The 20,484-nt window shown below is 62.0% G+C and carries 17 protein-coding genes; all 17 read left to right on the top strand.

Going from position 1 to position 20,484, the window contains the following annotated elements; genetic code table 11:
* Positions 1-5 precede the first annotated feature (5 nt).
* Positions 6-1,430, top strand: coding sequence for a sigma-54-dependent transcriptional regulator (locus tag OEL49_RS05950; protein ID WP_014236842.1), 1,425 nt, complete (start codon positions 6-8; stop codon positions 1,428-1,430).
* 53 nt (positions 1,431-1,483) lie between these two features.
* The gene (gene fliE / locus OEL49_RS05945) at positions 1,484-1,807 is read left to right on the top strand and encodes a flagellar hook-basal body complex protein FliE (RefSeq protein ID WP_014236843.1); all 324 of its coding nucleotides are present in this window, start codon (positions 1,484-1,486) and stop codon (positions 1,805-1,807) included.
* Positions 1,808-1,985: 178 nt separating this feature from the next.
* Entirely contained in the window at positions 1,986-3,863 is a 1,878-nt protein-coding gene (locus OEL49_RS05940; RefSeq protein ID WP_014236844.1) for a tetratricopeptide repeat protein, read from the top strand.
* Positions 3,864-3,901: 38 nt separating this feature from the next.
* Positions 3,902-4,948: a class I SAM-dependent methyltransferase gene (locus OEL49_RS05935; protein ID WP_157870604.1), complete on the top strand. Its 1,047-nt coding sequence runs from the start codon at positions 3,902-3,904 to the stop codon at positions 4,946-4,948.
* 42 nt (positions 4,949-4,990) lie between these two features.
* Positions 4,991-5,485 carry a methyltransferase domain-containing protein gene (locus OEL49_RS05930; RefSeq protein WP_014236846.1) on the top strand — a complete coding sequence of 165 codons (495 nt, stop codon included), beginning with the start codon at positions 4,991-4,993 and terminating at the stop codon, positions 5,483-5,485.
* 73 nt (positions 5,486-5,558) lie between these two features.
* Positions 5,559-7,259: an HAD-IIIC family phosphatase gene (locus OEL49_RS05925; RefSeq protein ID WP_014236847.1), complete on the top strand. Its 1,701-nt coding sequence runs from the start codon at positions 5,559-5,561 to the stop codon at positions 7,257-7,259.
* Between the two features lie 10 nt (positions 7,260-7,269).
* Positions 7,270-7,506, top strand: coding sequence for an acyl carrier protein (locus OEL49_RS05920; protein WP_043797977.1), 237 nt, complete (start codon positions 7,270-7,272; stop codon positions 7,504-7,506).
* Positions 7,496-8,080, top strand: a complete 585-nt coding sequence (locus OEL49_RS05915; protein ID WP_014236849.1) for a GNAT family N-acetyltransferase — start codon at positions 7,496-7,498, stop codon at positions 8,078-8,080. The genes OEL49_RS05920 and OEL49_RS05915 overlap by 11 nt, the downstream gene beginning before the upstream one ends.
* Entirely contained in the window at positions 8,073-8,501 is a 429-nt protein-coding gene (locus OEL49_RS05910; protein ID WP_014236850.1) for a VOC family protein, read from the top strand. The genes OEL49_RS05915 and OEL49_RS05910 overlap by 8 nt, the downstream gene beginning before the upstream one ends.
* A 94-nt stretch (positions 8,502-8,595) precedes the next feature.
* Positions 8,596-9,249 (top strand): class I SAM-dependent methyltransferase, encoded by a 654-nt coding sequence (locus tag OEL49_RS05905; RefSeq protein WP_014236851.1) that lies wholly within the window; start codon positions 8,596-8,598, stop codon positions 9,247-9,249.
* Between the two features lie 9 nt (positions 9,250-9,258).
* Positions 9,259-9,675 (top strand): sugar 3,4-ketoisomerase, encoded by a 417-nt coding sequence (locus OEL49_RS05900; RefSeq protein WP_014236852.1) that lies wholly within the window; start codon positions 9,259-9,261, stop codon positions 9,673-9,675.
* Positions 9,672-10,802, top strand: coding sequence for a DegT/DnrJ/EryC1/StrS family aminotransferase (locus OEL49_RS05895; RefSeq protein ID WP_014236853.1), 1,131 nt, complete (start codon positions 9,672-9,674; stop codon positions 10,800-10,802). The genes OEL49_RS05900 and OEL49_RS05895 overlap by 4 nt, the downstream gene beginning before the upstream one ends.
* 23 nt (positions 10,803-10,825) lie before the next feature.
* Positions 10,826-11,923, top strand: a complete 1,098-nt coding sequence (locus tag OEL49_RS05890) for a hypothetical protein (RefSeq protein WP_014236854.1) — start codon at positions 10,826-10,828, stop codon at positions 11,921-11,923.
* Between the two features lie 20 nt (positions 11,924-11,943).
* A complete protein-coding gene (locus tag OEL49_RS05885) occupies positions 11,944-12,714 on the top strand; it encodes a DUF5672 family protein (RefSeq protein WP_014236855.1) in 771 nt (256 codons plus the stop codon).
* Positions 12,711-14,450, top strand: coding sequence for a type I secretion system permease/ATPase (locus OEL49_RS05880; RefSeq protein ID WP_014236856.1), 1,740 nt, complete (start codon positions 12,711-12,713; stop codon positions 14,448-14,450). The genes OEL49_RS05885 and OEL49_RS05880 overlap by 4 nt, the downstream gene beginning before the upstream one ends.
* Entirely contained in the window at positions 14,447-16,120 is a 1,674-nt protein-coding gene (locus OEL49_RS05875; protein WP_014236857.1) for a type I secretion system permease/ATPase, read from the top strand. Before OEL49_RS05880 ends, OEL49_RS05875 begins: the two co-directional genes overlap by 4 nt.
* Before the next feature lie 322 nt (positions 16,121-16,442).
* Positions 16,443-20,484 (top strand): heme utilization protein (locus tag OEL49_RS05870; RefSeq protein ID WP_287874211.1); only part of this gene is annotated, 4,042 nt, incomplete at its 3' end.

The raw sequence follows: 20,484 nt of genomic DNA, 5'->3' as shown, positions 1-20,484 counted from the left end.
AGCAGATGGCGAACAACCTGCCCATCCTGGTCGTCGAGGACGATCCCAACCTGCGGGAAGCAGTGGTGGATACCCTGGAACTGGCCGGTGAGGCTGTCCTCTCGGCAGCCTCCGGCCCGGAAGCGCTGAAGGTCCTGGCCGAACGGCCGGTGGCCATTGTCGTCAGCGACGTGCGCATGGAGCCCATGGACGGCATCACCCTGTTGAAGGAAATCCGTGGCCAGTATCCGCACCTGCCGGTGGTGCTGATGACGGCCTTTGCCGATGTGGACCGTGCGGTTGAGGCCATGCGGGCGGGGGCCTGCGACTTCCTTCTCAAGCCTTTCGAGCCCAAGGCCCTGCTCGAGCATGTGGCCCGTTACCGCCTGCCGGCCATGGGTGAGGATTCCGACGTGGTGGCGGTGGATGCCGCTTCCCGCAACCTGTTTTCCCTGGCCGCCCGGGTGGCCCAGACCGACGCCACCGTCCTGCTCACCGGGGAGTCCGGGGTGGGCAAGGAAGTGGTGGCTCGCTACATCCACAACCATTCCGCCCGGCGCAAAGGCCCCTTTGTCGCCATCAATTGCGCAGCCATCCCCGAAAGCCTGCTGGAAGCGACCCTCTTCGGTTATGAAAAAGGCGCCTTCACTGGTGCCAATCAGGCCCAGGCCGGCAAGTTCGAGCAGGCCCAGAACGGTACCCTGTTGCTGGACGAAGTGACGGAAATGCCCCTGGCGCTGCAGGCCAAGTTGCTGCGGGTGCTGCAGGAGCGGGAAGTGGAGCGGGTCGGCGGCAAACAGCCGGTGCGTCTGGACATCCGGGTGGTGGCCACCTCCAACCGGGACATGGCCGAGGCAGTGGCCAAGGGCATCTTCCGCGAGGATTTGTATTACCGGCTCAATGTCTTTCCCTTGCTGATTCCCGCCTTGCGGCAAAGGCCGGACGATGTGGTGCCCCTGGCCCGGCATTTTCTTGCCGATCAGGGCGGCAAATCTGGCCGCCCCGGCCTCTTGCTGACGCCGGCGGCCGAACAGGCCCTGCGCGTCCATTCCTGGCCGGGTAATGTGCGGGAACTGGTCAATGTGATGCAGCGGGCCCTGATCCTGGCGCCCGGGGACCAGGTGGATGCGGCACATCTGCATCTGGTGGCCCGTCCCGGTGCTCCGGCCGCGGCGGCGCCGGCCTATGTGCCGCCGCCTCCGGTCATGATGGAGGTGCCCCAGCTGGCGCCGCAGGCCCCCCAGGCCATATCGGTCGAGGAAGACGGAGCCCTTCAGTCCGGCGGGAAAAAAGCCGATAGTATTAAGGACTGGGAACGGGAGCTTATCCTCGAGACGCTGGCCTCGGTGGGGGGCTCCCGCAAACTGGCGGTTGAAAAACTGGGAATTTCCGAGCGGACTTTGCGTCATAAGCTCAGGCAGTACCGTTTGGCCGGTTATTTGAACGAATAGCTTTCAGGTTGGCCTGTCTTTTGCTATAACGCTGGTGACTGTTGGAGAAGCACATGGACACCAAAGGTATTGATAATTTGTTGAGTCAGCTGCGGAGCACCGCAGGGACCGCTGCCGCCAAGTCGGTGGATAACGCTGCCGCGTCGGCCGGTGGGGCCGATTTCGCCCAGGTGCTGAAGAATTCCATCGATCAGGTCAATTCGGCCCAGCAACAGGCCCAATCCATGGCTCAGGATTTCTCCGCCGGGGATTCCAATACCAACCTGCATGAAGTGATGATCGCCCTGCAGAAGGCCAACGTTTCCTTCCAGGAGATGGTCCAGGTGCGCAACAAGCTGGTTTCCGCCTACCAGGATGTGATGAATATCCAGGTGTGATGGGGATTGCTCCGATTCAGATTTTTTCGCATTCCAGAAAACGCACTCCACGGAGTGCGTTTTTTTTGAGTTTTTTTCGTGGAAACTGCGCAAAAGGGCCGGATGGGCTTGATAATTGGGCGCCCGTGCCGTTATTAGCCAGATTCAGCCTTACTTTGACCGAAATCGCCGCTCATTCATGAACGCCCCCAATACCCTGCTGATCCAGGCCATTGAATTGCAAAACCAGGGTCGGCTCGACGAAGCCCTGGCCCTTTTCAACATCTGCCTGCAAAACAATCCGAACGATGCGGCGGCCCTGTATTCGGTGGGAGTCATCCTGCTCAAGCAGGGCAAGGCAGCCCAGGCCATCCCCCTGCTGGAACACGGGGTGGCGGTGGCGCCCCAGTTCGCTCCCCTGTGGTTCGTGCTGGGGGCCGTGCGGCAGGCCCTGGGGCAGAAGGAAGAGGCTTTGCAGGCCTACGACAAGGCCCTGGAAGTGCGCCCGGACTATACCGAGGTGCTGATCAACAGCGGCGCCCTCCTGCGGGAATTGATGCGGCACCAGGAAGCCCTGGAGCGTTTCAACCGGGTGTTGACCTACGATCCCAACCATCAGCTGGCCCTGGGCAACTGCGGCATCCTGCTCACCGAATTCAAGCGCAGTACCGAGGCCGTGGGCATGTTCCAGCGTTTGCTGGCGATCAATCCCAACTACGATTATGGCTACGGCCTGCTCAGCTATGAGCGCCTCCATGCCTGCGACTGGACCGACTTCGCTGCCCTGCGGGAAGCCATTGTCGCCGGCGTGCGGGCCGGGCGGCGGGCTTGCAAGTCCCTGGCCTTCATGGCCCTGTCCGATTCGGCGGAAGACCATCAACGCTGCGCCCGGACCTTTTCCCAGCACCACTATCCCAAGGCCGAGCCCCTGTGGCGCGGGGAACGGTACCGGCATGAGCGTATCCGGGTCGCCTATGTTTCCCCTGATCTGCGGGAACACCCGGTGGGTCATCTGATTGCCGGGGTTCTGGAGCGCCACGACAAGTCCCGCTTCGAGACGGTTGCCATTTCCCTGGGCATCAATGACCAGAGCCGCCTGCGCGGGCGCATGGAAAAGGCCTTCGATCATTTCATCGATGCCAAGCAGATGGGTACCCGCAAAATCGCCGAACTGATGCGGGAGATGGAGATCGACATTGCGGTGGATCTGGCCGGTTTCACCGCCGATTCCCGTACCGACGTCTTCGCCTACCGGCCGGCGCCGGTGCAGGTCAATTACCTGGGCTACCCCGGCACCCTGGGCCTGGATTACATGGACTACATCCTGGCCGACCGTTTCGTCATTCCCCCGGAACACCAGTGCTTCTACGACGAGAAGGTCGTCTATCTGCCGGATGCCTACCTGCCGACCGACTCGGGGGTGAAGATTTCCGAGCGCACGCCCAGTCGCAGCGAATGCGGGCTGCCCGAGCAGGGCGTGGTGTTCTGTTCTTTCAGCCACGACTACAAGGTGTCGCCGCCCGTCTTCGACATCTGGATGAACCTGCTGCGCCAGGTGCCCGGTAGTGTGCTGTGGCTGGTGTCGCGCAATGAAGTGTCCCAGGGCAATCTGCGCAAGGAGGCCCAGGCCCGGGGCGTGGATCCGTCCCGCCTGGTCTTTGCCGGCCGCGTTCCCCTGGTTGAGGACCATCTGGCCCGCTACCGCCAGGCCGACATTTTCCTCGACACCCATCCCTACAATGCCCACACCACGGCAGCCGATGCCCTGATGGCCGGCCTGCCTGTCGTCACCTACATGGGCAATGCCTTCCCGGCCCGGGTTGCCGGCAGCCTGGTGCATGCCGTGGGTCTGCCGGAACTGGCCACCAAATCCCTGGCGGAATACGAAGCCCTGGCCCTGGCCCTGGCGACGGACCCGGCGCGGCTGGCGGCGCTGAAAGCCCGCCTGCAGGCCAATCTGGCGACCCAGCCCCTGTTCGATACCGATGCTTTCTGTCGTAATTTGGAGGCTGCCTACATTGCCATGTGGCGGCGCAGTCAACTCGGGGGGGCGGAAGATGCCCTGTGCGGTACCTGAGTAGGTCGCTAAAAAAACTTAACTGGGGGAGTTGCCAATTGCAGGACAAGACTGTGAGCACTTTGCTTGGAGAGTTTTCCGAGCTGCATGTAGCACCGCTGGAGGCTCGCCTGGCGCGCCGTGAGCGGACGCTGGGGGACATTGCCCGGTTGGTCGCGTCGGCGGGTGCCGGCGATGGTCTGGCAGGGCGGCTGTCGGACCTCCTGCGGCGTGAAGGCTTGCTGGAAGGCACTGGGCTGGCACCGTCGGCGGTGGAGCGGCTTTATTCTTCCCATGTCGATTTCGACGTGGTCAATACCCAGAACGACACCGAGTTCGAGCTTTTCCAGAAAATGGATATTGTCGGCTGGTGGCGTGCCCGCCGGTTTTTCGAGCCGGTTTTCAAGTGCCTGTCCCATACCAAGGAAAATAGCTGGATCACGGTGGGTGACCCGTTCGGTGCCGATGCCTTCCATATGACCCGGGAAGGTTTCAAGTCGGTCCTGCCCACCAGCATTGGCGAGCACCTGTTGCGCCAGTCCAAGCAGCGCGGCCTGATCCGGGATTACCGGGTCGAAAATGCCGAAGCCCTGAGTTTCAAGGATGACTCGGTGGATTACGTGCTGTGCAAGGAGGCCTTCCACCATTTTCCCCGTCCCATGGTGGCGCTCTACGAGATGCTGCGCGTGGCGCGCAAGGCGGTGGTGCTGATCGAACCCCAGGACCCCCTGATCGACCATCCGGCTTATGTCGGGGATTGGCCGGCGGGGTACGAAGCCTCCGGCAATTACGTCTATACCCTGTCCCGCCGCGAATTGCACAAGGTTGCCCTGGGGCTGGACTTGCCCGCGGTGGCCACCCGGGGGCTGTATGACATGTGGTACGAAGGCGCCAGCGAGATTGTGGCGCGGGAAGACAATCCCGAGTTCGTTGATTACCGCCAGAAGGTCGAGGCTGCCGAGACGCTGTGCGCCCGGCACCAGCAGAAATACAACTATCTGCTGGCCATCGTCTATAAGGAACGGCCGGATATCGATGTGCGGCAGTTTTCCGGGCTCTGGTCCATCACGTCCTTCCCCGGCAACCCCTATATTTCCAAGAAATGACCAATGGCCGCTGCGGATTGCCGCAACGGCTGGGAGCATGCAATGAGCAAGACGCTGGATCTGGGCTGCGGCCCCCAACCCAAAAACCCGTTCAATGCGGACGAACTGTACGGCATCGATGTGCTGGAAAACCTCGAAGCCAATATCCGTTGTGCCGATCTGGTGGTGGAGCCCATTCCCTTCGAGGACAATTTCTTTGACTACGTGACGGCCCACGATTTCATCGAGCATGTGCCGCGCCTGGTCTATGCGCCGGACCGGCGCAATTCCTTTATCGAACTGATGAATGAGGTCTACCGGGTATTGAAGGTGGGCGGCATGTTCCTTTCCCTCACCCCGGCCTATCCCAATGGGGTGGCATTTCGGGACCCGACCCACGTCAATATCATTACCGAGGAGACCTTCCCTCTGTATTTCGACAATGTGAATCGCTGGGCCGCTACCTATGGCTTCAAGGGTGCTTTCAGCATGCGCATTCAGGAGTGGCGGGGCCCTCATCTTCTGACGGTGATGCAGAAAGTCCCCCTGGAAAGCTGATACTCCCGTCGCCCGACTGGCGGGGCGTTGGATAGAATCGGGCTTGCCGTAACTGAGCGACGGAACGTTTGAAATGACTGCTACTGCAAAATTGCCGACCGAAAAGACCATCGAAGGGGCCATGTCCCTGTTCGAGGCCCAGGCTGTCCTGTTTGCGCCCCGCCCGAGCCGCCTGGCGTTGCAGGGACTCGCACTTCCGTCGCCTTCCCGCCAGTCGGCAAGCGTCAATGTGTGGCGCAACCATGCCTTCGAGCCTCTGGTGCCCCTGACGACTCCCTATTTCGCCTTCTGCGGCTGGCAGGCCGACTTCCGTCTGGGCGGCTATGACGATTCCCTGATGTTCGTGGACCGGCAGGAGGCAGATGCGGAACTGTTGTGGCTGGATAGCGACCGTTTTCTCGCCCGCATGGCTTTCGATGAATGGTTGCCCTGGCTGGAAGGGCGTCTGCATGCCTTGCGCAGCATGTCCAAGGCCCCCGTCATCATTGCCACCTGGCTCGATGAGGCGCCGCAGCGGGCCCGGTTGCAGTCGCTGGTGGATGCTTTGCCGGCCGTTTACTTCGCCGATCTCGGCAGCGTCTGCAGCGAAGCCGGCGTGCCCCTGAGGGATTCGCGCTCTGCGGCGCTGGCCGGGACTCCCGTGGCCAATGCCGCCCAGGTCCAGTTGGCCCGGGAGCTGGCCTGCCACTGGTTGCCTGGGGCCCTGCTGCCGCCGGTAAAAGCGGTGGCATTGGACTTGGACCATACCCTGCATGCCGGCGTACTCGGTGAAGAGGGCATTCAGGGCGTGCAGTTGACGCCCGGTCACGAGGCCCTGCAAAACTACGTCAAAGGCCTGCAGCAGCGGGGCGTCTTCGTGGCCCTGGTCTCGCGCAACGAGCGCGCCGACGTGGAGGCCCTGTTTGCCCAGCGCCAGGATTATCCCCTGCGCTGGGAAGACTTTTCGGCCACCGAGGTCTCCTGGGGCGACAAGGCCGCTGCGGTGGAGCGCATTGCCAAGGCCTTGCGCATTGCTGCCGATGCCGTGCTGTTCGTCGATGACAATCCGGGGGAACTGGCCAGCGTGACCATGCAACTGCCATCGGTCCATGCCGTCTATGCCCACCCGGACGCTACCCTGACCTGCCGCGCGATCCACTATTACCCGGGGCTATGGCGCTGGAAGGTGGAGAGTGACGATGCCAAGCGCATCCAGGATCTCAAGGCCAACGCGGAGCGGGATGCCCTGGCCGAACATGCAACCGATCCGGCCGAATATTTCCGCAGCCTGCAGGTGAGCCTGGTGTATCGCATCGACCCGGTGGCTCAACTGACCCGGCTGGCGGACCTTTGCAACAAGACCAACCAGTTCAATCTGGCCATGCGCCGTTTCAACCAGGCCGAGGTGGCCGAGCGGCTGGAGCGTCGGGATGCCTGCATTGCCAGCGTGCAACTGAGCGATCGTTTGTCGGATAGCGGCGTGATCGCGGTGATCGTGGCAGAGCGCCAGGGCGAACGCCTGTTGGTGGAAGAGTTGTGCGTCAGCTGCCGGGCCATGGGGCGCCAGCTGGAAGACACCATCATCCTGGAAGCCCTGCGCCGGATGCCGATCTTTGCCGGTTGCCAGGAGCTGGCATTCCGGGTTGCCCACGGTCCGCGCAATCAGCCGGCACTGGACTGGCTGGCCCGCCTGTTGGGCTGCGATACCCATCCAGAGGCTGGACTGCATAATATGCCGGCCCAGTTGGTGAGGGATTTCACCCCGGCTGCCGGCGTAACCCTGAACCAGGAGTAATAAGTCGATTATGGATCGTCAGAGAATTGAAGCCTTGGTGCTGGCCGTTCTTGCCACTGTTCTCAAATGCGAAGTGAATCCCGACAGCTCGCGCAAGAACACGCCCCAATGGGACTCCTTGAAGCACATCGAGGTCATTTTTGCCATCGAGGATGAATTGGGCCTGCAATTCTCGGAGGAAGCGCTGGCCGAGCTGAATAGCGTCAGCCAGATTGTGGATGGAGCTTTGGCCCTCCATGCGGCATGACCTGACTGTGGCGGGGCCTGCTTTCCGTCTGCGTCCCATCGGCGACGGGGATGCCGCCTTGGTATTGGAATTGCGCAACAATCCGCAGCTCAACCGCTTCCTGCATGCCACTTCCTCCAGTCTGGCGGCTCAGTTGGCATGGCTGGCCCAGTACTATGAGCGCCCGGGTGACTACTATTTTGTGGTGGAGCGGCAGCAAGATGGTCTGCCCGAAGGGGTGATCTCGCTCTATGACATCGATGCCGCCGGTCATGCCGGGGAGTGGGGACGCTGGATTCTCAGGCCCGGCTCCCTGGCCGCGGTGGAAAGTGCCTGGCTGATCTACCGTTGTGCCTTCGAGCAGCTGGGGCTGGACGAAGTGTATTGCAGGACCGTGGCCGATAACGAATCCGTGGTGTCTTTCCATGACTCCTGCGGCATCGCCCAGCGTACCCGTTTGCCGGGGCATTTCGATCTGGATGGACGGCGTGTGGATGCGGTGGAGCACCGGGTGAACCGTGCCGCGTGGCATGATCTGGCGCCCCGCTTGGAAAAGCTGGCCCAATTGACCGCGCGGAGGCTGTATCGTGCTTGAGTTGCCCCAGGCCCTGGCGGAGCTGCCCGAAGGGTACGAGTTCCACCATGTGGGCTATGCCACAGCTTCCCTGGAGAAAGAGCGCCCATTCTTTGCCTTTCTTGGTTATCGTCAGGAAGGTGAGGATTTTGCCGATCCCGTTCAGGGCGTGGCGGGCTGCTTTCTCGTCGGTCCGGGGCCCCGTATCGAACTGTTGGAGAACCTGCCCGGGGCCGAGACTTTGACCCCCTGGCTTAATGCCGGTATCAAGATGTATCACTTCGCCTATCTGGTGGCGGATATCGAAGGCGCCCTGGAGTGGGCCCGCAGCCAGCGGGCCCGGGTAACCGTGGCGCCGGTGGCGGCAGTTGCATTTGGCGGGCGGCGCATCAGTTTTGTCATGTTCCGTAACGGCCTGATGCTTGAATTCATTGAAAGATAAGGGCGGCCCACCGCCCCGGGGGAAGTGCGTGAGTACAGAAGAAAAAAGCAAACTGCAGCAGATATCCCAGGCATCCCTGTATTCCGCAGGGGTCATGCCAGCGGCCATCAGCTATTGTTTCCGCATCCTGCAGCGCCATCTCCAGGGGGACAGCCTGCTGGAAATGGGGCCGGCAGAAGGCGTGATGACTGAACTACTGGCCACCACCGGCAAGGCCATGACCATCGTCGAGGGCTCGGCCCTGTTTTGCGACAGCCTGCGCCAGCGTTTCCCTGCGGCCACCGTGGTACATGCGCTGTTCGAGGAATTCCAGCCGACCCAGCGGTTCGATACCATCATCCTTGGCCATGTGCTGGAGCATGTGCAGGACCCGGTGGATATCCTGGCCCGGACGCGGCAGTGGCTGAAGCCCGGTGGCCGGATCTTTGCCGCCGTGCCCAATGCCCGTTCCGTGCACCGGCAGGCCGCCACCATCATGGGCCTGCTGCCCCAGGAGGATGCCCTCAACGAGATGGACCGGCACCACGGCCATCGCCGGGTCTTTAATCCAGAGTCCTTTCGGGCGGCATTCAGCCAGGCCGGATTGCGGGTGGACGTTTTCGGCGGCTACTGGCTCAAGCCGGTTTCCAACGGGCAGATCGAAAGCCACTGGACTCCCGCCATGATCGAGGCCTTTATGCAGATGGGCGAACGCTATCCCGATATTGCCGGCGAGATTTATGTCGTCGCCTCCCTTCCTCCGGTCTAGGAGATCGCCATGCCGTTGGCCGACTGTCGCATCCTGGATTTGCCAAAGATTCACGATCCCCGGGGTAACCTGACCTTTATCGAAGGGGGGAATCACGTGCCCTTCGACATCCAGCGCGTCTACTATCTTTACGATGTGCCTGGCGGCGCCGACCGGGGCGCCCATGCCCACCGCAACCTGCACCAGTTCATCGTGGCCATGTCCGGCAGTTTCGACGTGGTGCTGGATGACGGGCAGGAACAGCGCCGCTTCCATCTCAACCGGTCCTACTTCGGTCTTTATGTCTGCCCCATGATGTGGCGGTATCTGGACAATTTTTCGTCCGGTGCCGTGTGCATGGTGTTGGCTTCCTCAAAGTATGACGAAGCCGATTACATCCGGGATTACGATCAGTTCATGTCCGCGGTTCGGGAGCGTCAGGCGTGATTCCCTTTCTTGATCTCAAGGAACTCAATCGTTCCCTGGCCCCGGAACTCCATACAGCCCTGACACGGGTGCTGGATTCCGGCTGGCTTGTCCTGGGCCAGGAGGTGGAGGCGTTCGAAGCCGAATTTGCCGCCTATTGCCAGACCGACTACTGCATAGGCGTGGCCAATGGCCTGGAGGCCCTGCACCTGATTCTCCGGGCCTACGACATTGGCGCCGGGGACGAGGTGATCGTTCCCGCCAATACCTTCATCGCCACCTGGCTGGCCGTCACCTATGCCGGAGCCCGTCTGGTCCCGGTCGAGCCTTTGCTCAATACCGGCAACATGGATCCGCAGGCCGTTGCGGCGGCCATCACGCCACGTACCAAGGCCATCATGCCGGTTCATCTTTATGGCCAGACTGCCGAGATGGCGCCTCTGATGGACCTGGCGGAGCGTCATGGCTTGAAGGTGATCGAGGACGCCGCCCAAGCCCATGGCGCAACCTGCCACGGGCGACGGGCCGGCAGCCTGGGGCATGCCGCCGGTTTCAGCTTTTACCCGGGCAAGAACCTTGGTGCCCTGGGCGATGGCGGCGCAATCACGACTTCCGATCCGCAACTGGCAGAGCGACTGCGGTTGCTCCGCAATTACGGTTCCCGCAGCAAGTACCGGAATGAAGAGGCCGGTTTCAATTGCCGTCTGGACGAGATTCAGGCGGCCTTCCTGCGGGCCAAGCTGCCGTTGCTGGATGGCTGGAACCAGCGTCGCCGCCAGATCGCGGCACGCTACGATGCCGAACTGGGGGCGGCCGGGCTGCAATTGATGCAGGAGGCCCCGGGCCATGTGTCAGCCCGGCACCTGTACGTGGTGCGCAGTCCCCAGCGGGATGCGCTGCAGGTGGCGCTGCATGAAGCCGGGGTGCAGACGGCGATTCACTATCCGGTACCTCCCCATCTGCAACCGGCTTATGCCGGGTTGGGGTACAGGGAAGGCGCTTTCCCCATCACGGAGATTCTGCACCGTGAAGTCCTCAGTCTGCCCATGGGGCCGACCCTTGATGATTCCCAGGTAACGGCGGTGATTGATGCTGTAAAGGCAGTATCCGCCCGTATGCAGCCGGCGCCAGCCGGCCCTCTTGCCTGACTATTGCATTTCGATTGCTGCCAATGACCTCCGCCAAGAATCCCGTCGAGTTGATCAATGCCCTGGCTGACCTGAACAAGGGCATCCACGAAATTCTGCAGGACGCCTATTTCGATTCCCTGGCCATGCTCAAGCGCAGCCAGATCGAGAAGAAGGCCGCCAGCGGACTCTTTGGCAAGGTGGGCAAGGTTTATCTCGGCGAGCATCTGAAGAAGTGCCAGCCTCTGGCGGCGGGCCGGGAGTTCATCCCTCTGCCACCGGATTTCCTCACCGACCCCGATCTGCATTTTCCACCCGGCAGCCTGCTGTTCCTGACCAACAACGATGTGGGCAGGAATCTGCCGGTCTACATGGAGTTCTACAATCGGAACCCAGAGGTTCTGTTTGTCATCTGGGACTGGGATTCCCAGCACTGGATCCAGATGAGCGCCATGTTGGCGATGAACTGCGATTTCTATATCTCGGGGACTTCCGAAAACGCCTTCCTGCTGTCCCACTTCAATCCCTGCGTCATTGGCCCTGTTTTTATCGGCGTGCATCAATGGACCCGGAAGTTCGTGGCCGACCATTTCAGTGTGCTGCTGGAAGCCCGCAGCAACGAACCGTTAGGGCCTCATGCCTTCTACGGCAATTATCAGCGTCGCAACCGGGCTCTGGCCACCGTGACCAAGACCTTCCCCACGGTCGGGTTTGCCAGCAACGACTACAAGCACAAGTCGGATCTGGACAACTTTCGCGAGTGGGCGGCCCACAAGACCCACTGGATCGCTCCGGTTCTGGGCGGCGTGCCGATTCGGGTCTACAACGCCCTGATGGTGGGTGGGATTCCCATCGTGCCCTCCTTCTATCGCAATCTGCCTGAAGTGGCCTTGCTCGGCGATATTCCCCTCTATTACGAAGTGGCCGATCTGATCGATCCCCGGGCCATCAATGACCAGGCCGTCGCCCGTTTCGATGCAGCCGGGCAAAGCGGCCTGATTCAACGCGTTGCGGAGGCTCTGGATAAGCACCATATCGACAATCGTTGCGAGCAGGTCTTTCTTGCCGTGGAGCAGTTCATCGCGGCCATTGCCAGCGGTGATCGCAGCTACCAGGGCGGCTATCTGGGCCTGGACCAGTGATGATTCCCGGAGCGGCGGCCATGCGTAAAACCATCATCCTGGTTCCCATCTACAAGGACCGCCTCGACCCCCTGGAACAGTACTCTCTGGACCATTCCCTGACCGTGCTCGGCGGCCGGCACCCATTGCTCTTTATCGGTCCTGAAGGCCTGGATCTTTCGGCATACCAGGCCCGTTACCCGGGAATGCAGTACTTGGCCTTTCCCGCCGAGAACTTCGTCTCCATTCCCGGTTACAACCGCTTGCTGCTGAGTCCCGGGTTCTATACCCGTTTCCTCAGCTATGAGTATCTGCTCATCCTGCAGACCGATGCCATCTTGCTGCAGGACGAACTGGATTATTGGGCTGCCCAGCCTTTCGATTATGTGGGGGCGCCCTGGCCCGATGGTGTGGAGATTCTGGTCAATGCCGGGGTTTTCGATGGGCCGCGGGGCAAGCGGACCCGGGCCCATGTCGGCAATGGAGGACTCTCGCTGCGGCGGGTGCGCAAATGCCTGTCCCTGCTCCAGGAGTTCGGCGCTGCGGTGGATATCTTCGACCGCACCGGCTCCAGCGAAGACCTTTTCTTCTCCATCATGGGCGGGCTATCCACCGATTTCATCCTGCCCAATGAAGTGATGGCCTCCCGTTTTGCCATGGAACTCAAGCCTTCCTTCTATTTCGCCGTCAACGGTGGACAGGCGCCGATGGGCGGGCATGCCTGGTGGAAGTACGAGCCCGAGTTCTGGCGGCAGTTGCTGCCGGAAATGCCGGAAGCCGTGGTGCAGTGCTTGCCAGAGAGGTCGACATGAACGCTGCCGGCAAACGCACTTCAGAGCTGTGGCGGATTTTTGGCCAGTTGGGTGGCAGTTTCCGCCAGGCGTTCTTTTTCAGCTGCTTCATCAATATCCTTGCCCTGGCGCCGGTCGCCTACATGATGCAGGTGTACGACCGGGTCATCTACAGCCGCAACTTCACCACCCTGGTGATGTTGACGGGCTTGGTGCTCGGGCTTTATGTGCTGACGGTGGTGCTGGATTACGTCCGGGCCGAGATCATGCTCCAGGCTGGTCTCAAGCTTGAAGCCCTGCTGGGGGATCGCCTGTTCAACCTGGTGTTCGATGCCAGTTTGCGACGCCTGCCGGGCGGCGCAGTGCATTCCCTCTCGGACTTGCGCACGTTGCGCGACTTCCTTGTCAGTCCTGCCCTCATGGCGGCGCTGGATGTGCCGGTTTCCCTGCTGTTCCTGCTGCTCATCTACAGCATCAACCCGGTACTGGGTCACTTTTCGGTGATCGGCGCGCTGATCCAGTTCGTGCTGACCTACGTTCAGGAGCGCCGTACCGATCCCCCTCTGAAGCAGGCGGGAAGTGCCATGATGGAAGCCCAGGGCTACGCCCACGGTGTTCTGCGCAATGCCCAGGTGATTCAGGCGATGGGCATGCTGTCCCATCTGCATGAGCGCTGGATGGTGCGGCAACGCCGTTTCCTGCGGTTGCAGGCGATTGCTTCCGATCATGCGGGGAAAGGGATGACCCTGGCCAAGGTCGTCCAGATCGGCCAGGGCTCGTTGCTGCTGGGGCTCGGATGCTGGCTGACGCTGAAAGGACTGATGAGTGGTGGCGGCAGCGCCATGATTGTTGCGACCATTCTGGGTGGTCGGGTGGTCCAGCCGCTGGTGCAATTGACTTCGATGTGGAAGATCGTGGTGGGCGCCCGTGACGCCTTTGATCGGCTGGAAAAGGTCCTGCATGACCTGCCGGCGAAGCCGGCCAGCATGAGGCTGCCGGCCCCCCAGGGGCATCTGACGGTGGAGGGCGTGGTGGCGGCGGCTCCCGGTGGCGGGGCGCCGATCCTGAAAGGACTGAATTTCAAGGTTTCTCCCGGAGAGATTCTGGCCATCATCGGCCCTTCCGCTGCCGGCAAAACCTCCCTGGCCCGGGTACTGATGGGGGTTTGGCCTGCCGCAGTGGGCAAGGTGCGTCTGGACGGCGTCGACATCTACCAATGGAACAAGACGGAACTGGGGCCACACCTGGGCTATCTGCCTCAGGATGTGGAACTGTTTGAAGGGACCCTGGCCGAGAACATTGCTCGCTTCGGTGACGTCGACATGGAGCAGGTGGAGGCGGCGGCGCGTGTCGTCGGGTTGCACGAGAACATTGCCGACCTGCCCGAGGGCTACGACAGTCAGGTCGGCAGCGACGGCTGCTTCCTCTCCGGCGGGCAGCGCCAACGAGTGGCCCTGGCCCGGGCCATCTATGGCAATCCCAAGCTGGTGGTGCTGGATGAGCCCAATGCCAGCCTGGATGAGGCTGGTGACCTGGCCCTGGCCCAGGCGCTGGAAATGCTGAAGGCCCGCGGTGTTGCGGTGGTGGTTATTTCCCACCTGACCAGCGTTTTGCGGGTGGTGGATTCCCTGCTGGTGATCCAGGAGGGGGCCGTGAAGCTCTATGGCAAGCGCGATGAGGTGCTGGCCGTGCTCTATCCCCAGTCCATCAAGGGGAAAGCGGTGCCTGCCCCGGCTTCGGGAGGGAGCGGGGCATGAAAAAGCCGGAGTTCTTTTCCCGCAGCGTCCTGGCCAATGCTCTATGGGGCTTCCGCCGTGAGTTCATGGTGGTGGGGTTGTTCAGTTTTGTCTCGAACCTGCTGATGGTGGTGCCCACGCTTTACATGCTGCAGGTCTTCGACCGGGTCATGATCAGTCAGAGCGAACTGACCCTGATTTCCCTCACCATCATTGCCTTCGTCCTGCTGGGCATCATGGGTTTTGCCGAGTGGGTGCGTTCCTGGCTGCTGGTGCGCCTGAGCGTGCGGTTGGACGAATATTTGAGCACCGGGGTTTTTCAGGCGACTTTCGAGTCGGTGCTGAATCGTACCGGAACCCATGTGCAGAGTTTCGGTGATCTCACCGGCATTCGCCAGTTCCTGACCGGACCGGCCATCTTTGCCTTTTTCGATGCGCCGTGGACCATCGTTTACATCGGGGTGCTGTTTATCCTGCATCCCCTGCTGGGCTTTAGTGCCATTGTGTTTTGTCTGCTCCTGGCAGGTGTTACCTGGGCGACCCATTACTACACCCACGAACCCCTGGAGGCAGCTCTGGAGTCCAGCGGCCAGGCCCTGGGCTATGTGCAGGCGAAGAGCCGCCACTGTGAAGTGGTCGAGTCCCTGGGAATGGTAGAGAACCTGCGGCGCCGTTGGCGGGAGAAGCAGCAACGGGCCCTGGGGCTGAATCACCAGGCCCAGGAATGGTCGCACCGGCTGCAGGAAATCTCGAAGCTTGTGCGCTACAGCCAGCAGTCCCTGATCATTGCCATTTCATCCCTGCTGGTCATCGATGGCCGGCTGACGCCGGGGGCCATGGTGGCAGCCAATCTGCTGATGTCCCGTACCTTGGCGCCCATCGACATGATGGTTAACACTTGGCGCAATTTCATTACTGCCCGGGTTTCCTTCCTGCGGTTGGAGAAACTGCTGGAGAGAGGGGGGCGTCCTTCCTCATTGGATGATGCAGTACCGGAGCGGGCTGAACTGCTGGTCCGGGGACTAACGGCTACCGCCAGCCAACGGGCCAAGCCCATTCTCAAACACCTGAATGCCAGCTTTTCTTCGGGGGAGGTGGTGGTGGTGGTGGGGCCTTCCGGCTCCGGCAAGTCCACCTTTGCCCGTTGTCTGGTCGGTATCTGGCCGGAGCGGCAAGGTGAGGTTCTGCTCGATGGACGGGATGTGGAAGCTTGGGATCGTCATCTTCTCGGTCCCCGGATTGGCTATCTGCCGCAGGAAATCGAGTTGTTCGAGGGGTCCATCGCCGAGAATATCGCCCGGTTTGGTGAAGTGGATCCGGAGCAGGTGGTCCGGGCGGCCAAACGGGCCGGCATTCACGAAATGGTGTTGCGGCATCCGAAAGGCTATGACACCCAGATTGGCGAGTCGGGGCATCTGCTTTCCGCCGGCCAGCGCCAGCGTATCGGCTTGGCCCGGGCCATGTACGGCGATCCTCTGCTGATCGTCCTGGATGAACCCAATGCCCATCTGGATGACGCGGGCGAAGGGTGTTTGTTGCGGGCGGTTCGGGAGCTCAAGGCAGAAGGCCGACTGGTTGTCATGATCAGCCACCGCAATAATGCAACAGCCGCTGCTGACCGGATTCTCAAACTGGAGGGCGGCTTGCTGGTGGCGGAGTTCCGGCGCCAGGAACTCGCGGTGGCTTCCTGAGCACGAACTGCCAATTCTTGTCACATCCCTGTGACGTTTCTGGTGCATAAGTCCTCTGGCACCCAGTGAATGGGCTGAACCTTTTCCGTCGTCCCGTTTGGGATGAAAAGTCTTTCAGTTTTTTTTCTTCCCTGGCCTAAAGTATTAGAGCTACCAGCCGTAAAACGACGTAAGGATTCCCTTCGGTCTCGAACGGGGTTGTGGGCACACTTTATGCTTGACGCCGATTTCATGTAATGAATCGGCGCAATGGTGTATCGTGCGCTTTACGTGTCTTTACGTTATTAGTCAGAGCGCTGTCTTCCAAAAAAAGGGCAAAAAAATGAGTGTAATTTCCGCATTGAACACGGCTCAGATCGCGGCCCTCTCTACTTCGCAGATCGCTGCCCTTACTACGGCCGACATAGCGGCCCTGACTACGGTGCAAGTGCCGGTCCTGACTACAACTCAGGTAATGGCGCTTACCTCTACCCAGATTGCTGCCTTGAATACGGCGCAGTTGGTCGTGATGGAAACGGCTGACATCGCGGTGCTCAAGGTTTTGAATCAGGTTGGCTCACTAACAACCTCTCAGGTCGCTGCCCTGACGACCTCCCAGATCGTTGCGCTGACCTCTGCCCAGATCGGCGCCCTGAAGACGACCCAGGTCGGCGCCCTGACGACCTCCCAGATTGCTGCGATTGAAACGACGGATATTGTCGGTCTGTCCACTGCTGCGACCGCAGCGCTGAATACGGCTCAGGTAGCTGCCCTTACCACCGAGCAGATTGCAGTTCTCAAAACCAGCCAGATTGCCGCGCTGGAAACTCGCGATGTGGCTGTTCTCACCACTGATCAGATCGCCGCGCTGAGTTCTGCCCAGATTGCCGCCTTGCGTACTACCCAGATTGCCGCCCTGACGACCGAGCAGGTGGTGGCAATCGAAACGTCTGATGTTTCTGCCCTTTCCGTTGCCGCTGTTGCGGCTTTGGGTACCGATCAGGTGGCGGCGCTGACGACGGCGCAGTTGAATGTATTCAGCACCCGGCAGATTGCTGCCCTGGAAACCCGCGATGTGGCAGTGCTGACCACCAGCCAGGTTGAGTCGCTTTCGTCCTCCCAGATTGCTGCTCTGACCACGGCTCAGGTGGGGGCCTTGTCTACGGCGGCCATCGTTGCCATTGAAACTTCGGATATTTCAGCTCTGTCGGTAGCCGGTATTGCGGCGCTGAATACGGCCCAGGTAGGCGTACTGACGACCGAACAGCTGGGTGTGCTGACGACGGCCCAGGTGCGTGCGCTGGAAACCCGCGACGTGGCGGTGCTGACCACCGAGCAGGTGGTGGCGCTGACCTCGACCCAGCTGGGCGCTCTGACGACGGCCCAGATTGGCGCGCTGTCCACGGCGGCCATCGTGGCGATCGAGACGACGGACATCTCCGGCCTGAGCACGGCAGCGGTTGCCGCCCTGACGACGACCCAGGTGGGCGTGCTGACCACGGAGCAAGTGGTGGCGCTGACCTCGAGCCAGATCGGCGCGTTGAAGACCAGCCAAGTAGGGGCTCTGACGACGGCCCAGGTAGTGGCGATCGAAACGGGTGACCTGACGGCGCTGAATACGGCTGTTGTGGCTGCTCTGACGACGGCTGCGGTAGCTGCCCTGACGACCGAACAGCTGGGCGTACTGACGACGGCCCAGGTGCGTGCGCTGGAAACCCGCGACGTGGCGGTCCTGACCACAGAGCAGGTTGCCGCTCTGACTTCCAGCCAGTTTGGTGCCCTGACGACGGCCCAGATTGGTGCCTTGTCCACGGCGGCCATCGTCGCCATCGAGACCTCCGACATCTCCGGCTTGAACACGGCCGCAGTGGCGGCACTGAACACCGCCCAAGTGGGCGTGCTGACGACTGAGCAGTTGGGTGTGCTGACGACGGCCCAGGTGCGTGCGCTGGAAACCCGTGATGTGGCGGTGCTGACCACCGAGCAGGTGGCAGCCCTGACCTCGAGCCAGTTTGGCGCCCTGACGACGGCCCAGATCGGTGCCTTATCCACGGCGGCCATCGTTTCCATCGAGACCTCTGACATTTCCGGCCTGTCTACAGCGGCAGTGGCGGCGCTCAACACCGCCCAGATTGCGGTGCTGACGACCGAACAGCTGGGCGTGCTGACGACGGCCCAGGTGCGTGCCCTGGAAACCCGTGACATTGCGGTGCTGACCACCGAGCAGGTGGTGGCGCTGACCTCGACCCAGCTGGGTGCCCTGACGACGGCCCAGATTGGCGCGCTGAACACGGCGGCCATTGTGGCGATCGAGACGACGGACATCTCCGGCCTGAGCACGGCAGCGGTTGCCGCCCTGACGACGACCCAGGTGGGCGTGCTGACCACGGAACAAGTGGTGGCCCTGACCTCGAGCCAGATCGGCGCGTTGAAGACCAGCCAGATTGGCGCCTTGTCCACCGCAGCGATCGTTGCCATCGAGACGACCGACATCTCCGGCCTGAACACGGCGGCAGTGGCGGCGCTGAACACCGCCCAGATCGCGGTGCTGACGACCGAACAGCTGGGCGTGCTGACGACGGCCCAGGTGCGTGCGCTGGAAACCCGCGACGTGGCGGTGCTGACCACTGAGCAGGTGGTGGCGCTGACCTCGACCCAGCTGGGTGCTCTGACCACGGCCCAGATTGGTGCGCTGAACACGGCGGCCATTGTGGCGATCGAGACGACGGACATCTCCGGCCTGAGCACGGCAGCGGTTGCCGCCCTGACGACAACCCAGGTGGGCGTGCTGACCACGGAACAGGTGGTGGCGCTGACCTCGAGCCAGATCGGCGCGTTGAAGACCAGCCAGGTAGGGGCCCTGACGACGGCCCAGGTAGTGGCAATCGAAACGGGTGACCTGACGGCGCTGAACACGGCCGCGGTGGCTGCCCTGACGACGGCTGCGGTGGCTGCCCTGACGACGGAACAGATCGGTGTCCTCAAGACGAGCCAGATTGCTGCCCTGGAAACCCGTGATGTGGCGGTGCTCACCACCGACCAGGTCACTGCCCTGACTTCCAGCCAACTGGGCGCCCTGACGACGGCCCAGATCGGTGCCTTGTCCACCGCTGCGATCGTTGCCATCGAGACCTCCGACATCTCCGGCCTGAACACGGCCGCGGTGGCGGCGCTCAACACCGCCCAGATTGCGGTGCTGACGACTGAACAGCTGGGCGTGCTGACGACGGCCCAGGTGCGTGCCCTGGAAACCCGTGACGTGGCGGTGCTGACCACCGAGCAGGTGGTGGCCCTGACCTCGACCCAGTTGGGTGCCCTGACCACGGCCCAGATTGGCGCGCTGAACACGGCGGCCATCGTGGTGATCGAGACGACGGACATTTCCGGCCTGAGCACGGCGGCGGTTGCCGCCCTGACGACGACCCAGGTGGGCGTGCTGACCACGGAACAAGTGGTGGCCTTGACCTCGAGCCAGATCGGCGCGTTGAAGACCAGCCAGGTAGGGGCCCTGACGACGGCCCAGGTAGTGGCGATCGAAACGGGTGACCTGACGGCGCTGAATACGGCCGCGGTGGCTGCCCTGACGACGGCTGCGGTGGCTGCCCTGACGACGGAACAGATCGGCGTCCTCAAGACGAGCCAGATTGCCGCCCTGGAAACCCGCGACGTGGCGGTACTGACCACGGATCAGGTGGTGGCCCTGACTTCGAGCCAGATTGCCGCCCTGACCACGGCTCAGATCGGTGCTCTGACCACGGCTCAGGTCGTGGCGATCGAAACCACTGATATCACTGCACTTACGACTTCCCTGTCCGCAGCTCAAATTGCCTCCTTGACGACGGCACAGGTGGCTGCCCTGACGACGGAACAGATCGGCGTCCTCAAGACGAGTCAGATTGCCGCTCTGGAAACCCGTGACGTGGCGGTGCTGAATACCGAGCAGGTGGCTGCTTTGAGTTCGGCTCAACTGGGCGCCCTGACGACGGCCCAGATCGGTGCCTTGTCCACCGCTGCGATCGTCGCCATCGAGACCTCCGACATCTCCGGCCTGAGCACGGCGGCAGTGGCGGCGCTCAACACCGCCCAGATTGCGGTGCTGACGACTGAACAGCTGGGCGTGCTGACGACGGCCCAGGTGCGGGCGCTGGAAACCCGCGACGTGGCGGTGCTGACCACTGAGCAGGTGGTGGCGCTGACCTCGACCCAGCTGGGTGCCCTGACGACGGCCCAGATTGGCGCGCTGAACACGGCGGCCATCGTGGCGATCGAGACGACGGACATCTCCGGCCTGAGCACGGCAGCGGTTGCCGCCCTGACGACAACCCAGGTGGGCGTGCTGACCACGGAACAGGTGGTGGCGCTGACCTCGAGCCAGATCGGCGCGT

This window comes from Azospira sp., from assembly GCF_030247495.1.
In the GTDB taxonomy this organism is placed as follows: domain Bacteria; phylum Pseudomonadota; class Gammaproteobacteria; order Burkholderiales; family Rhodocyclaceae; genus Azospira; species Azospira oryzae.
This window is presented reverse-complemented; position numbering and strand designations above follow the sequence as displayed.

Coding starts and splice junctions, on each gene's coding strand:
- OEL49_RS05950 (WP_014236842.1), top strand. CDS start 6: ATGGCGAACAACCTGCCCATCCTGGTCGTCGAGGACGATCCCAACCTG.
- fliE (WP_014236843.1), top strand. CDS start 1,484: ATGGACACCAAAGGTATTGATAATTTGTTGAGTCAGCTGCGGAGCACC.
- OEL49_RS05940 (WP_014236844.1), top strand. CDS start 1,986: ATGAACGCCCCCAATACCCTGCTGATCCAGGCCATTGAATTGCAAAAC.
- OEL49_RS05930 (WP_014236846.1), top strand. CDS start 4,991: ATGAGCAAGACGCTGGATCTGGGCTGCGGCCCCCAACCCAAAAACCCG.
- OEL49_RS05925 (WP_014236847.1), top strand. CDS start 5,559: ATGACTGCTACTGCAAAATTGCCGACCGAAAAGACCATCGAAGGGGCC.
- OEL49_RS05920 (WP_043797977.1), top strand. CDS start 7,270: ATGGATCGTCAGAGAATTGAAGCCTTGGTGCTGGCCGTTCTTGCCACT.
- OEL49_RS05915 (WP_014236849.1), top strand. CDS start 7,496: ATGCGGCATGACCTGACTGTGGCGGGGCCTGCTTTCCGTCTGCGTCCC.
- OEL49_RS05905 (WP_014236851.1), top strand. CDS start 8,596: ATGCCAGCGGCCATCAGCTATTGTTTCCGCATCCTGCAGCGCCATCTC.
- OEL49_RS05900 (WP_014236852.1), top strand. CDS start 9,259: ATGCCGTTGGCCGACTGTCGCATCCTGGATTTGCCAAAGATTCACGAT.
- OEL49_RS05890 (WP_014236854.1), top strand. CDS start 10,826: ATGACCTCCGCCAAGAATCCCGTCGAGTTGATCAATGCCCTGGCTGAC.
- OEL49_RS05885 (WP_014236855.1), top strand. CDS start 11,944: ATGCGTAAAACCATCATCCTGGTTCCCATCTACAAGGACCGCCTCGAC.
- OEL49_RS05880 (WP_014236856.1), top strand. CDS start 12,711: ATGAACGCTGCCGGCAAACGCACTTCAGAGCTGTGGCGGATTTTTGGC.
- OEL49_RS05875 (WP_014236857.1), top strand. CDS start 14,447: ATGAAAAAGCCGGAGTTCTTTTCCCGCAGCGTCCTGGCCAATGCTCTA.